Annotated in this window: 13 protein-coding genes; 1 reads left to right on the top strand and 12 read right to left on the bottom strand. The window is 43.9% G+C overall.

Annotated elements, in window-relative coordinates:
- Window positions 1-87: 87 nt before the first annotated feature.
- The 5 genes from AKG37_RS19210 to sigY form a co-directional block, all read right to left on the bottom strand.
- Entirely contained in the window at window positions 88-201 is a 114-nt protein-coding gene (locus AKG37_RS19210; protein WP_223250414.1) for a hypothetical protein, read from the bottom strand.
- A gap of 82 nt (window positions 202-283) precedes the next feature.
- On the bottom strand, window positions 284-1,654 hold the full coding sequence (gene gdhA, locus AKG37_RS10505) for an NADP-specific glutamate dehydrogenase (RefSeq protein ID WP_060698756.1): 1,371 nt from the start codon (window positions 1,652-1,654) through the stop codon (window positions 284-286).
- A 312-nt stretch (window positions 1,655-1,966) separates the two neighbouring features.
- Entirely contained in the window at window positions 1,967-2,179 is a 213-nt protein-coding gene (locus AKG37_RS10510; protein WP_060698757.1) for a hypothetical protein, read from the bottom strand.
- A complete protein-coding gene (locus AKG37_RS10515) occupies window positions 2,176-2,487 on the bottom strand; it encodes a YxlC family protein (RefSeq protein WP_060698758.1) in 312 nt (103 codons plus the stop codon). Before AKG37_RS10515 ends, AKG37_RS10510 begins: the two co-directional genes overlap by 4 nt.
- Window positions 2,487-3,017 carry an RNA polymerase sigma factor SigY gene (gene sigY / locus AKG37_RS10520; protein ID WP_060698759.1) on the bottom strand — a complete coding sequence of 177 codons (531 nt, stop codon included), beginning with the start codon at window positions 3,015-3,017 and terminating at the stop codon, window positions 2,487-2,489. Before sigY ends, AKG37_RS10515 begins: the two co-directional genes overlap by 1 nt.
- 471 nt (window positions 3,018-3,488) lie before the next feature.
- Here sigY and AKG37_RS10525 point away from each other — a divergent pair, with 471 nt between their 5' ends.
- The gene (locus tag AKG37_RS10525; protein WP_060698977.1) at window positions 3,489-4,526 is read left to right on the top strand and encodes a pectate lyase family protein; all 1,038 of its coding nucleotides are present in this window, start codon (window positions 3,489-3,491) and stop codon (window positions 4,524-4,526) included.
- 58 nt (window positions 4,527-4,584) lie between these two features.
- Here AKG37_RS10525 and cydC read toward each other — a convergent pair whose 3' ends face one another.
- The 7 genes from cydC to AKG37_RS10560 form a co-directional block, all read right to left on the bottom strand.
- Window positions 4,585-6,318: a thiol reductant ABC exporter subunit CydC gene (cydC, locus tag AKG37_RS10530; RefSeq protein WP_060698760.1), complete on the bottom strand. Its 1,734-nt coding sequence runs from the start codon at window positions 6,316-6,318 to the stop codon at window positions 4,585-4,587.
- Window positions 6,308-8,044, bottom strand: coding sequence for a thiol reductant ABC exporter subunit CydD (cydD, locus tag AKG37_RS10535; protein WP_060698761.1), 1,737 nt, complete (start codon window positions 8,042-8,044; stop codon window positions 6,308-6,310). Before cydD ends, cydC begins: the two co-directional genes overlap by 11 nt.
- Window positions 8,044-9,060 (bottom strand): cytochrome d ubiquinol oxidase subunit II, encoded by a 1,017-nt coding sequence (gene cydB / locus AKG37_RS10540; protein WP_060698762.1) that lies wholly within the window; start codon window positions 9,058-9,060, stop codon window positions 8,044-8,046. Before cydB ends, cydD begins: the two co-directional genes overlap by 1 nt.
- Window positions 9,047-10,462, bottom strand: coding sequence for a cytochrome ubiquinol oxidase subunit I (locus AKG37_RS10545; RefSeq protein ID WP_060698763.1), 1,416 nt, complete (start codon window positions 10,460-10,462; stop codon window positions 9,047-9,049). The genes cydB and AKG37_RS10545 overlap by 14 nt, the downstream gene beginning before the upstream one ends.
- A 322-nt stretch (window positions 10,463-10,784) precedes the next feature.
- Window positions 10,785-11,900: a heme oxygenase gene (gene isdG / locus AKG37_RS19320; RefSeq protein WP_275574797.1), complete on the bottom strand. Its 1,116-nt coding sequence runs from the start codon at window positions 11,898-11,900 to the stop codon at window positions 10,785-10,787.
- Window positions 11,901-11,907: 7 nt separating this feature from the next.
- Window positions 11,908-12,921 carry a FecCD family ABC transporter permease gene (locus AKG37_RS10555; RefSeq protein WP_060698765.1) on the bottom strand — a complete coding sequence of 338 codons (1,014 nt, stop codon included), beginning with the start codon at window positions 12,919-12,921 and terminating at the stop codon, window positions 11,908-11,910.
- Window positions 12,918-13,856, bottom strand: coding sequence for an ABC transporter substrate-binding protein (locus AKG37_RS10560; protein ID WP_060698766.1), 939 nt, complete (start codon window positions 13,854-13,856; stop codon window positions 12,918-12,920). The genes AKG37_RS10555 and AKG37_RS10560 overlap by 4 nt, the downstream gene beginning before the upstream one ends.
- Window positions 13,857-13,866: the final 10 nt, after the last annotated feature.

Below are 13,866 nucleotides of genomic sequence, written 5' to 3' on the forward strand. Positions count from 1 at the left end.
GTTATGTACTAAACGGAAAGAGATCTAAATTGGATCATTCGATCAGCATATTTTTTTGCTTGATTGATCTCATAAAAAAAAGCCGGATTATCCGGCTGATACGTTACGACGTTTGGAAGCTTTTCGCTCTTTATAAATTTTTCTCACGACTGGATAAATCACAGGTGCCCATTTGACTATTTGCTTCAGCCATTTTTTCATTTCTCCCGCGCCTCCTTATTGTCATTCTTACAGGACAATTCCCCATCTTGTTATGAAATAAACAGGTGCGGGAGAGCAGGAGTTAAATCACGCCTTGGGCGATCATGGCATCTGCCACCTTACGAAATCCTGCAATATTTGCTCCAACTATGATGTTCCCTGAGTGTCCATATTCATCTGCAGTCTCTGTGCACTGACGATAAATAGTTTGCATCATTTGTTTCAGCTGATTATCTACTTCTTCAAATGTCCAAGACATTCTTGCGCTGTTTTGCGCCATTTCCAATGCTGAGACTCCTACTCCACCAGCATTCGCCGCTTTTGCAGGTGCAAACAAAATACGATTCTGTTCAAATACTTTGACTGCATGAAGAGTAGATGGCATATTGGCTCCTTCTCCTACAGCGATGACACCATTTGCCACAAGCTGCTTTGCATGCGCCTCTGATATTTCATTTTGTGTCGCACATGGCAGGGCAATATCACATGGAACAGACCAAATTTGTTCGCAATCTTCAATTAATTCAGCATGCGGGTGAATATCTATATATGCCCCAATCCGCTGATTGTCGACTTCCTTCAGCTGTTTTATCGTCTCAAGTGAAATCCCTTGAGGATCATAAATGGCTCCGCTTGAATCACTGCAAGCCACAACCTTGCCGCCTAGCTCCATCACCTTTTCCATTGCATAAATAGACACATTTCCTGAGCCCGACACCACAACTGAACGCCCTTCAAACTGGAGTCCATGCGCTTTCAGCATTTCTTCCATGAAGTACACCAGTCCGTAGCCTGTTGCCTCTTTTCTCGCTAAGCTGCCTCCGAACCCAGGGCTTTTCCCCGTGAGCACACCAGCTTCATATGCACCGCGCATTTTTTTGTACTGTCCGAACATATAGCCAATTTCACGTGCCCCTACACCAATATCACCTGCTGGCACATCTTGATCAGGACCAATATATCGGCTGAGTTCACTCATAAAGCTTTGAACGAAACGCATGATTTCTCCATCAGACTTCCCTTTAGGATCAAAATCTGATCCACCTTTTCCTCCGCCGATCGGCATACCAGTCAGTGCATTTTTGAAGATTTGTTCAAATCCTAAAAACTTGATAATGCTTGCATTGACGGTTGGATGGAAACGAATGCCCCCTTTATAAGGACCGATGGCACTGTTGAATTGAACCCTAAACCCTCGATTGACTTGGACTTTGCCCTCATCGTCTACCCATGGTACACGGAATGTCACAAGCCGCTCAGGCTCAATAAGCCGTTCTAAAATGCCCTGTTTTTCATACTCTGGATGCTTCGCAAAAACTGGGACGAGTGATTCCAAAATTTCTTTTACGGCTTGCTGGAACTCCTCCTCACCAGGATTTCGTTTTTCCACCTCTTCTAACACGCGGTGGATATAGCTTTGTGCTGTTTGTGCTGCTCGATCTAAGGTCAACATGTCTCATCTGCCTCCTTCTATATATCTCACACATTTAATTGTTAGATTTTCTAACGCATATTGAGATTAATTTAACACCAATTGTAAAAATTGATCAATATTGATAACAGATGAAAATGATGCCGAATTGAGATAGATCAAGCAGCCGCAGCGATTTTCTTTCAAAATAAGCGCTCAAGCAATGACTAATGTGCTAGAAATAAACAACAGAACTTTACTCTCATCCCGCTTTCTTTGACAAACACATGAATGATGATGAATTTCTAGCTGGTTTCTCATCGAAAAAAGGGTCGAAAGTTTGATGGGGTTCACTCAATCTTTTCGGAGCTTATCGCCTCTTTTTCGATCAGGCAACACGACACAAAGCCAATATAAAATAGAGGACGATGGAAAGTTAATTAAACCGACAATGCCCCAGAACCACTTGTAACGCCCTCTTTTTTTTGCATCTATAAATAAAAGAAAGCCCTGTGCAAACAGTAACGGCAATGCGCATAATAAGATGATCATTTCCGTCTGATTCATAAGGAAGACCCCCCTTTGATGTGCTGATATTCCTTGTAGCCAACAACAAAGCAGATCGGCACGCTCACTGCTTGGAGAAGAATGAAGATGATAGGCAAACGGGTAATGGCAGCTGCAAAGAGTGCAAGAATGGTTAGACTGATCAGAATGTATGCCAGCACTTCTTGTTTAAAACGCCTTTTCTCTTGTTCCTTCGCCTGCTTCAGCATCAGCATAACAGAATGCTCACTTGGCTTTTCCACTTCAATTTGTTCATCTAACTGCTGCAATTCTTCTTTTAAACGTTCGGTAAAGCGATCATCCTTCATCAATGCCACTCCTTTCGAATTTTCTTTAGTCCATGATGAACCCTCGATTTGACAGTACCTTCTCTCATTCCAAGCATTGAAGCAATTTCTGGATAGGTAAAGCCATAATAATAATGCAGAATCAATGGGGCTCTTTCCTGAGCCTTTAATTCATTTAACACATCCCACATCTCATGCCATGTATGGCCCTTTTGCTGAACGTCCCATTTGAAGCGGCGAATGGCCTCTTGATTTGCTTTTTCTTCTCTCATTTGTTCACGTTTTCTTTTCTTCTGGTGATCTAAAAATTGTCGAGATGCAATTGAAATGAGCCAGGTTGAAAATAAAGAATCTCCTCTAAATGAAGAAAGTTTCATGTATGCTTTCAGCATCGTCTCTTGCATGATTTCTTCTGTCAGCTCTTGTTGCATCGTCAGCTTCATTATATATCGGTAAAGAAAGGAATAGTGATACCGATAAAGGGCTGTAAATGCGGCATCATCGCCCTGTTTTGCCCGCTGAATCAATGAGGTCTCTTCTTTTTGCTCCAAACACGCCCCTCCTTTCTTTCTTCTCTCATTCATGAGACGACACGGGTGACAACATCGTTCAAAATAGACCTTATTTTTTAACATGTCTCCTTTTCTCTTCGGTTGATCCGGTCATGATATCCATTTTTTTCTTATGTAATGATTATGGCATTCCTTCTTCTCTAACAAAATAATATGTTCGTAATCATCTTGATTTTCTATCAAACAGAGAGCCTCCCCTCCATAATCATGATGTCATCCTCATACCCATCGTCAATGGTCCTTATCTCATGAAGAAGAAAATGAAATAATCATTGCCTTAGTTTCCTAGAAAATCACGGAATACACTGTGCCTATTCTTAGCCGATGATACCTTTTTGCATGCTATGCTCTTCCTACATTCCGAATGAGGCGATGCTTGTGAAGGAAGGAGGATTGGTTGAATCGCAGCTTATTTTGGAAACGTTTTCATTAAAACTAAATGGAATGGAGATGTTGACTTTGAAGAAGAAAGTTCCAATGTTAGCCGGTGTGTTAGCTGTTGGTCTCGTGACTTCATTATTCGCACCAAACGGGGAGGCAAAAGCAGCTGCCAAATTACCAGAAAGCCCTTCTATTATGGCCAACTTTAATCAACAAGGCTTCTCCACATTAAATGGTGGCACAACGGGCGGTGAAGGCGGTAGAACCGTAACCGTCAAAACTGGAAATGAACTATTAGCCGCCCTCAAAAATAAAGGAAAGGATGAAAAATTAAAAATTGTTGTAGATGGGACCATTACCCCTTCTAATACATCTGCCAATAAAATTGATGTGAAAGATACAAACAATGTTTCTATTGTCGGTAAAGGTACGAACGGCGAATTCAATGGAATTGGCATTAAAGTATGGCGGGCCAATAACGTGATTATCCGCAACCTAAAAATCCATCATAGCAAAATTGGTGATAAGGATGCCATCGGAGTTGAAGGCGGCGCTAAAAACATATGGGTCGATCATAATGAACTTTACAACACATTGAATTCTGGGAAGGATGACTATGATGGTTTATTTGATGTAAAGAATGACTCTGATTACATTACCTTCTCGTGGAACTACGTCCATGACAGCTGGAAAACAATGCTTATGGGCAGCTCCGATAGCGATAACTACAATCGGAAAATTACGTTCCACAACAACCGCTTTGAAAACCTAAACTCTCGTGTACCGTCGATGCGCTTCGGGCAAGGCCACGTCTATAACAACTATTACAATGGCATCCTGGCAACAGCGATTAACTCACGTATGGGCGCGAAGATGAGAATTGAACACAACGTATTTGAAAACACCAAAAATGCCATTGGAAGCTGGGATAGCAGTCAAGTTGGTACATGGCATGTCATCAACAACTCTTTCGTTAACAGCACAGGCAGTCTGCCAACGTCTTCAACAGGTACGTATAACCCTCCTTATAACTACTCTTTGCTTAACGTGAACAATGTGAAATCAGAAGTGATCTCAAATGCAGGTGTCGGGAAAGTAAATCCTTAAACCACAAAACGTTCGGGCAGCAATTTTCTGTCCGAACGTTCTTGTCATTCCTTTTACTTTATATTGTAGAAAACGGGCGATCCATCTCATACAGCTTTTGATAACGCTTGTTTTCTCTTAGTAAATCCTGATGCTGACCGTGCATCTCAATGCGTCCATCCTCAATAAACATGATGCGGTCACATGCCTCACAGCCAGTCAAATGATGGGTAATCCATATGACTGTTTTTCCCTTTAAGACACGGAAGATGGTTTCAAGCAATTCACGCTCTGTCCGCGGATCAAGTCCGACAGTCGGCTCATCTAACACAACAATTGGCGTATCTTGCAGCAAAATCCGGGCTAACGCCATACGCTGCCTTTCTCCACCTGAGAAACGTCCTCCTGTCTCCTGAACACCTGTGTGATAACCTTCTGGCAAAGATTCGATGTACTCATGCAGCTGCACTTGTCTTGCTGCTTCTTTTACCTGCTCTTCTGTTGCCTCTGGAGATCCTAAACGGATATTGTTTAAAACAGATGTATCGAATAAATAAGGCTGTTGATTGAGTACAGACACATAGGCCGACACCTTTTCTTGAATGCTTTGAACAGGTTTTCCCTGAATGGTGACAGCCCCTTGATTTGGAACGACTGCCCCTTCTAGCAATTTCAAAATGGTTGATTTTCCTGCACCGCTTTTTCCTAAGAGCGCGAGTGATTCCCCTTGCTTCAGAGAAAACGACAGATCTTGAAGTACATGGTGATGCGCGTCATAATGAAAGGACACATGGTCAAAACAGACCGCTTCTCCTTGAGAAACAGCTGACTGATCCACTGTCTTGCTCTCAGATTCTTCTTCATATGAAAGCTTTTCATAATGATTTAATCTACTGACAGCATGCTGATAAACTGGAATATCACCTGCCGCATCTGAGAGCGGAAGAAAGGCTTCTGTTAACGGAAACAGTACAAGCACAAAGGCTGCAATCAGAGTGTGTGACATTGACCCTGACTGCACGACCGAGCCGCTCCAATACACGACAAGCACGACAGCTCCTCCAATAATAAGCTGTGCAAAAAATTGGCGCAGACGGATAAATCGGTGCTTGGCTGCTTCAAGCGCTAACAGCTGCGCTTCTTTCTGTTCATAGCCATCAACAAAATCTTTCTGCCTGCCGCTAAACAACCAGTCACTAACACCCATGACTGCATCTGTTAAATGGCTGTACAGTTCATTTCTGCCTTTTTTCATTTGAATTTGTCTCGCACGGTTCACGAGCACTGTGACGTATGGGAAAACAAATACGAGAAGTGCCATATAAAGCAGCATCAGACCCGCAAAAGGCCATGAGAAAAGACCAAGTGCCCCAATAGATGCGGCATATAAAAGCAGTGCACCGATGGCTGGAAAGATTGTTTTTAAATAGGCGTCCTGCAGTCTCTCTACATCATCTGACAAGAGACCAAGCATTTCACCTGTCCCCAGTTTTGTTTGTTTGGCACTGCGTTCAGCCATGTCATACAGGCGCACACGCATTTTTTCAATCATTGTCAAAATGAGCTGATGACTCGCTAATCTTTCTGCATAGCGGGCGGCCGAGCGCGAAATACCAAAGGTTCGTACAGCCACAATCGGAACGTAGACCATCAAAATATTTTCAGGTCTTGTCGCGGCTTTTGAAATGAGAAATCCCGACGTATACATCAGCATAGAAGCGGAGAACACCGCAATGGCTCCTAAAAATAAAACCAAGGCAAACAGCTTTTGATTCTCCTTAATATAAGGTATAAACCAGCCTTTATTGACCATGTGTGACCGCCCCCATTTGCTCCTGTACCAGTTGATAATATACGCCTTTTCTTTGCATTAATGATTCATGTGTCCCCATTTCGGCGATGGTTCCTTGATCCATGACAATGATTTCATCCATGTCCGGCATCCAATGAAGCCTGTGTGTCGCTAAGAACACGAGTTTATCTTCAAACAGCGGAAGCATTGTTTTTTTCAATTCATACTCTGTTTCAATATCGAGATGCGCCGTTGGTTCATCTAACAGCATAATGGACCGCTGTCCCAGCACAGTTCGAGCAAGCGCAATTCTTTGCGCCTGTCCACCGCTTAGCCCTCTTCCCTGTTCTCCAATGACCTCATCCAAACCATTTGGCAGCTGCGTGACAAGCTGAGTTAAACCAGCCTCATGTACAGCTTTTTCAACTTCTGCGTCTGTTGCATGCGGTTCATAAAAACGAATGTTTTCTCTCAATGTCATGTGAAATAAATATGGATGCTGCGGCATATAGACGACTTCCTTTTGCCATTCCTTCATCTGTAAATGAACAAGCGGCTGGCCGTTTAGCGTGATTTGACCTGAAGACGGTTCAACAAAGCCGCCGAGGACATCCGTTAACGTCGATTTCCCCGAACCACTGGCACCAATGATGCCAATTTTTTTCTTCCCAGTGACAGTGAGGTCTACATCCTGAATGGAATATGGGGCATGTTCATCATGCAGGACAGAAACATCTTGCAATGTGAGCACAGCTTGATCATCCCACTCGTTCAGCTGCACAGATTGAGTCTCCTGCTTGCGGAAGCCCTTTTCTTCTAAAATGACCTGCATGGCTTCATTCGCTTCTTTTCCGTTTAACGTCGCATGATAATCATTTCCCACTTCACGTACCGACAGGAAATATTCCGGCGCCAGCATCAGCGCCGTCAAAGCCGGCAATAACAGAAGCTCTCCTTCAATTAATCTCAAGCCAAGAAAGACAGCGACGACTGCAATCGACAGCATGGAAAAGAAATCGAGGGCAAACGATGAAAGAAATGCGACCTTCAGTGTACTCATGGTCGCCTTTCGATATCGCTTTGACACCTCCGCAATGTTTCGGGAATGTTTTTTGCTGATACCTAAGTAACGAAGCGTCTCAAGCCCGCGGAGAGAGTCAGTAAAATGATTGGATAATTTCTCATACGATCTCCATTGTTTGGCCGCTTTACGCTGAGCAACAAGGCCGAGCAAAATCATAAAAACAATTAAAATTGGCAGTGTCACGATTAAAATGACGGCAGATGTTTCATCTAATGTCCAAACATAGATAAGGACCATTGCTGGAATTACCGCCATGTTCACCATTTTCGGTAAAAACAGCTGTAAATACTGCCGATATTGAGCAATTCCTTCCATCGCCAATGTGACAAGCTTTCCTGTTCCTTTTTTCTTTGTAAACGCTGGACCTAAACGAAAGAGTTGGTCTAACAGCTGCTTTCTGACGTCTGCTCCAATTCGGGAGGAGTAGGTAAACATGACCTTCTCCCGAATCAAGGTAAGACCGTGCCGCACCAAAAAGGCAGCAAGAAACAGCAGGACATAAGGCGTTGCCTGCGAGAGGCTTTTCCCGTCAAACAGCGTTGTAATGGCATGTGCCAGCCACTGTGCTTGGAAAATGATACTTGCTCCTTGGATGAGTGACACAATACCTAAGAGGGCAAGAAGCCCTCTCATTCCTTTTAATTGAAGCAAACGTTTATCCATTAGTAGGTCATTGGCTCCTTGCCACTTACACGTTTACGGAAGACGTAATAGCTCCAAATTTGATACCCAAGCACAAAGGGCAGCAAAGATATAGCAACAATCGTCATGACCGTTAATGAATAAGAACCGGATGCAGCGTTTTGAATCGTGAGATCAAACGCATGGTTGATTGAACTAATCATGACGCGCGGGAACAATGCAGTGAAAAGCATGGCTACCGTCACCATGATGCCTGCGCCAGTGAATAAGAATGTCCAGCCATCACGTTCTTTTCTCATCAAGACAAGAGCTGCAACATAACAAACGACAATCAGCACAGTTAACGGAATGGTGATTACCGGGCGTACGGTATAAATGTCTGTTTCAATGATGGACACACCGACAAATAGAACAAGAACAGGCAATGCAATGAGCAGAACACGCTGCCCAAGCTTTCTTGCACGATCTCTTAATTCACCCTCTGTACGAAGTGTGATAAAAATCAATCCGTGCAAAAGGCAAAGAACCGTCACAGCTACCCCGCCGATAACTGAATAAAGATTGACAAAGTCCGTAAAACCAGCGTACATATTCATGCTTTGATCAATTGGCATCCCGCGTAAAATACTCGTGAATAATACACCGAGCAAAAACGGTGGAAGCAGACTGCCAAAGAAGATAATCCAGTCCCAAACCTTGATCCAAGAGGCTTTCTCAACCTTCCCTCGAAATTCAAAGGCGACTCCGCGCCCAATGAGCGCTAATAGAAGAACCGCAAACGGAATATAGTATCCACTGAACATCGTTGCATACCAGTTCGGAAATGCAGCGAAAATAGCGCCCCCAGCTGTAATCAGCCAGACCTCATTTGCATCCCAGAAAGGGCCAATCGTATTAATCAAAATGCGGCGCTCGTGTGCATCCTTTCCGAGCAGCTGCATGGACATCCCGACACCAAAATCAAATCCTTCTAAGAAGAAAAATCCAACAAACAATACTGCGACAAGAATAAACCAAATCTCGTTAAGATATGCCATGATATGCGCCTCCATCAAATGGATCTGTAGACAGGTCCGTTTCATCCTTTTGATCTGTATTTTCTTCAGAATGTGCACCTTTTTTTATTTCTCGAATGAATAAGTAGGCAAGCACAATGGCAAGAATCAGATACATCGTCGTAAAGCTAATGACTGAGAATAATAGCATGCCATACGATACGTTCGGTGAAATCGATTGAGCCGTCGTCATCATGCCAAAGACGGTCCATGGCTGACGCCCGATCTCCGTCATGATCCAGCCTGCTGAGTTCGCAATAAACGGGAACGCAATCATCCATACCATAAAGCGTAAATACCATTTGTTCGTTTCGAGTTTCTTTTTAAAGCTCAAGTACAAGCCAAGCATACTAGCAAAAATCATCAGCATTCCGGCACCGACCATGATTCTAAAGCTCCAGAATGTTGTTTTCACTGGCGGAATGTAGTCTCCAGGGCCAAACTTGGCTTCATATTCTTTTTGAAGTGTCAGCATACCTGGAACATCTCCACTGAACTTCGAATAAGCCAAATAACTTAAGGCAAACGGAATATTGATCTCCGCAGAGTTTTCTTTTTTATCTGTGTCAATGTTGGCAAATAGTGTCCAAGCCGCTGGATCCCCACTATCCTTCCAAAGGGCTTCACTTGCTGCCATCTTCATCGGCTGTGATTTCATTAAGTGCTTCGCTTGATCATGCCCAGAGAACGCCACACCTAAACCAGCAATTAAAGCGAGGATCATGGCAATCTGGAATGATTTTTTGAAAAAGGTGATTTCTTGTTTTTTGATCATTTTATAAGCACTAACTCCTGCAATAAAGAAAGCACCCGTTGCTAGCGCACCAAACAGAACGTGCGGGAACTCAACCCAAAGCTGCGGGTTCGTCACAAGAGCACCAAAATCATTCATTTCTGCACGGCCATTCTTCATGACAAATCCGACTGGCTCCTGCATAAATGAGTTGGCGAGTAGAATCCAAAACGCCGAAAAGATCGTACCAAGGGAAACAAGCCAAATGCATAGTAAATGAATCTTCTTCGGCAAACGATCCCAGCCGAATATCCAAAGTCCAATAAATGTAGATTCAAGGAAAAAGGCCAAAAGCGCTTCAATGGCAAGCGGTGCACCAAAGACATCACCGACAAACCTTGAATAATCTGACCAGTTCATCCCAAACTGGAATTCCTGCAGAATCCCTGTCACTACACCTACTGCAAAGTTGAGTAAGAACAGATGACCCCAAAACTTCGCCATCTTTTTATAGATATCTTTTTTCTTGACGACATAAAGGGTCTGCATCAATGCGACGATAAACACCAAACCTATTGACATAGGAACAAAAATAAAATGAAATAATGTCGTTGAAGCAAATTGAAATCTTGCTAAAAACAGCTCACTCACAGCCTTACATCCTCCCTTACTTTCACATGCCGAACGATTCATGCTCACCATTTCACAAAATGTTCACTATTTGTTCAACGATTCACAAATAACAGCCCATTTGAAATGGTTCACTCGGTGAAATTTTACTCTTGATTTTCATTCGGTTAGTTATTTATACCTGTACTTTACACCCATACGCTTCAAAAATAAAGTAAATTTTACCTAAAAATTGGATGGTATTGTGTCGGTTATTTGAATACTTTGTCAACAATATGTGACGTAAAATAAAATATCGCAAAAAAAGAGCGCTGCATGTGGGTCGCAGCGCTGAGTGCATGTTTTAGGCTTTTTTCTGTAATGCGGGTCTTGTGACTTGTACTTCATAATACGTAATTTTGTTTTTTAATAGGCCTTCAGGTTTTGCTTTTCCATGAGCATGCGCATCACCAAACGCCTGAGATTTTGTCCAGTTCACAAAGTCTTCTTTTCGATTCCAGCGGGTATGAATGGTCACTTCATCATAATCGGTTGTCTGCTGTGTGACCCATACTTCCATGCCTAAAAATCCTTCCATGAATTCTACTTGTCCCTGTTTGTTAAAACGCTTGACGAGGTGGTCTGCACTGCCTTTTTCTACTCTAACCTGGTTGTTTACAATGATCATGTTTGATTCATCTCCCTTTTGTTGTTGGATCGAAGCGATTGGGATAATAAGCGGATGCGCACCATCTAAGTGAACCTCGGCCTGAATCCCAAAGACCTCTTTGAAAAAGTTTTCTGTTAATACTTCGTGTGGTGTCCCGATTTGATAAACCTGGCCACGCTTCATCGCAATCAGGCGGTCACAATATTTTGCTGCCTGCTGCAGATCATGAAGTACCATTAAAATAGTGATTCCATGTGTTTCATTCAGCTGTTTGAGCAGCTCTAATAAATCAAGCTGATGCGCAATATCTAAGTAAGTAGTAGGCTCATCCAGGATAATGGTCTCTGTCTTTTGAGCCAGTGCCATCGCAATATATGCCTTCTGCCTTTCTCCGCCTGACAATGTATGCAGCATCCTGTTTTCATTCACGCGGCTGTTTGTCACATCAAGCGCCCACTCAATCGCTTCCTGATCTGTCTTTGAGCTCTTTTTCCAGATCGAACGATGCGGACTGCGTCCAAGTGCAACCAGTTCACGTACCGTCATAGATGGGATCGCTGTTCTCGTCTGCATCAGAACAGCGATCTCCTGTGCAATCTCCTGTGCCGTCATCTCTTTTTGCGGAATATCGTGAATGTAAATCACGCCGCTTTCGATCGACGTAAGACGTGCGGCCGCTTTAATAAACGTCGATTTTCCTGACCCATTCGGTCCAATGATTCCTGTCACACTTCCTTTAGGAACAGCTGCTGAAATAGACGACAGCCGAAAGCCTCCTTGACTAAGACTCACGTCATCCATCGCAATCACATCCAACTTAACCCCTCCCTTTCTTTTTTAATAAATAGAGGAAGAAAGGTGCACCGATACAAGCAAGCAGAATACCAACAGGCAGTTCAACTGGTGTAAACCATACCCGTGCCGCTGTATCTGCAAAGACCACAAGTACGCCGCCGCCAAGCATTGAGATCGGCAGCAGGTACCGGTAGTCATCTCCAATTAAAAGGCGGATAAAATGAGGGACGACAAGACCGACAAATCCAATTAAACCACTCACACTTACAGCCGCACCTGCTAAAAGCGCCGCCAGTGCAATTAAGAAAAATCGGGTTCGCTCTACTCTAAGACCGAGCAGCTGCGCTGATTCATCACCAAGCAAAAGGAGATTTGCCGGCTTGATCGCAAAAAAACAAAGACACAAACCAGCAAGCGCATAGGGCGACACAAAGCCGAGGTGATGCCAGCTTCGTCCATTTAACCCTCCCGATAAAAAAGGCAGAACGGCCTGAACACGCTCACTATAAAGCACCATAAACCCATTCATGACCGCACCAAGCAAGGCATTGACGGCCACTCCCGCCAAAATCAATTTAAGCGGTGAAACCCCTTGATCAAACGACAGGATATACACAACGAGTGCCGCTAATAAAGCGCCAAGGAAGGCAGCCGCTGGTAGCAGATACGTGAATTGAGGAAACACAATCATGCTGAGTACAGCAGCTAACCCACCGCCGGCGGTCACACCGATAATGCCAGGATCAGCGAGTGGATTTCGGACGACTCCTTGTAAAATCGCTCCTGATGCTGCAAGGCAAGCACCGACGATGAAACCTATTAAGACACGCGGCAAGCGTAAATCCATGACGATTTTTTCGTGGACAGGCTGGCCTGATCCCGTCAAAGCAGCGATCAAATCTGGCAGCGATAATTGAACAGAACCTAATGCAAGCCCTAAACATAAGCCCACACCAAGCGAGAGAAGTAGTCCCGGTATCAACCATCTTCGTCTCGACTGTCTTTTTTGAAAATCTAATTCTGCATTCATCTTCATGACGACAATCGCTTCAATCGCTTTTCTAGTTCGTCAATCGCTTTGATGACTTCTGCGCCTGGATTTGTCCCGAATAGATCACTAGGCAAAATTTCAACGTGTCCATTTTTGACAGCTGACACATCGTGCCATGCTGCATTCTGTTTCATTTCACTCATAAAGCCTGCTTTCACATCTTCAGGATTACTATGTGTCATGAGCAAAATGAGATCAGGATCGGCTTCGATCACCTTTTCTGCATTGATTTGGGCGTATTGAGGGAATTTTTCGAGCGCTGGTTCATTCTCAGCGATGTTCTCACCCCCAGCAATGTGCAGTAAATCTCCGCTTAAGGATTGAGGAAGTGCCGCCATATATGTGCCCGGTGCACCGTACACAACGAGCGTTTTTACTTTTTTCTTAGGCTGGTTGACCTGCTTTTTCCGCTGATCGATTTGATCATTGAGTGCTTTAGCCTTTTGCTGCTTCCCGAGCAAATCCCCAAATAGCGTAATTTGGCGCTGGATGTCCTTCACTGAATTAGCACTAGTCAAAAGTAGCTGTGAACCAATTCCTTCTATTGTAGAGATGTCCTTGCTGTTTAATTGTTCATTTCCAAGCACAACATCGGGGTTTAAGCTTGTAATCAGCTCTACATCAAATTGATGCGTTGTGCCAATCGTTTGTACGGACTTTGCCTTTTGCAAGCTGTCTGGTAATTCGGCGGTTGGCCTGCCAACCACCTCACCGCCTAAAGCATACAGAATGCTCATGTCCCCGGTCGACAATGCGACGATACGCTGAGGGGATTCATCAAACGACAGCGTTCTTCCGGTAAAATCCTTTATCTTCAGCGCTCCTGCCGCGCTTTCTTTCTCTACAGGTGCTGCCTGACTGCATCCGCCGAGGAGAAGCATCAAGACGAGTCCCGCCAAGATCACATGTGAAAATTTCAACCGCCTGTCT

This window comes from Bacillus australimaris, from assembly GCF_001307105.1.
Classification (GTDB): Bacteria; Bacillota; Bacilli; order Bacillales; family Bacillaceae; genus Bacillus; species Bacillus australimaris.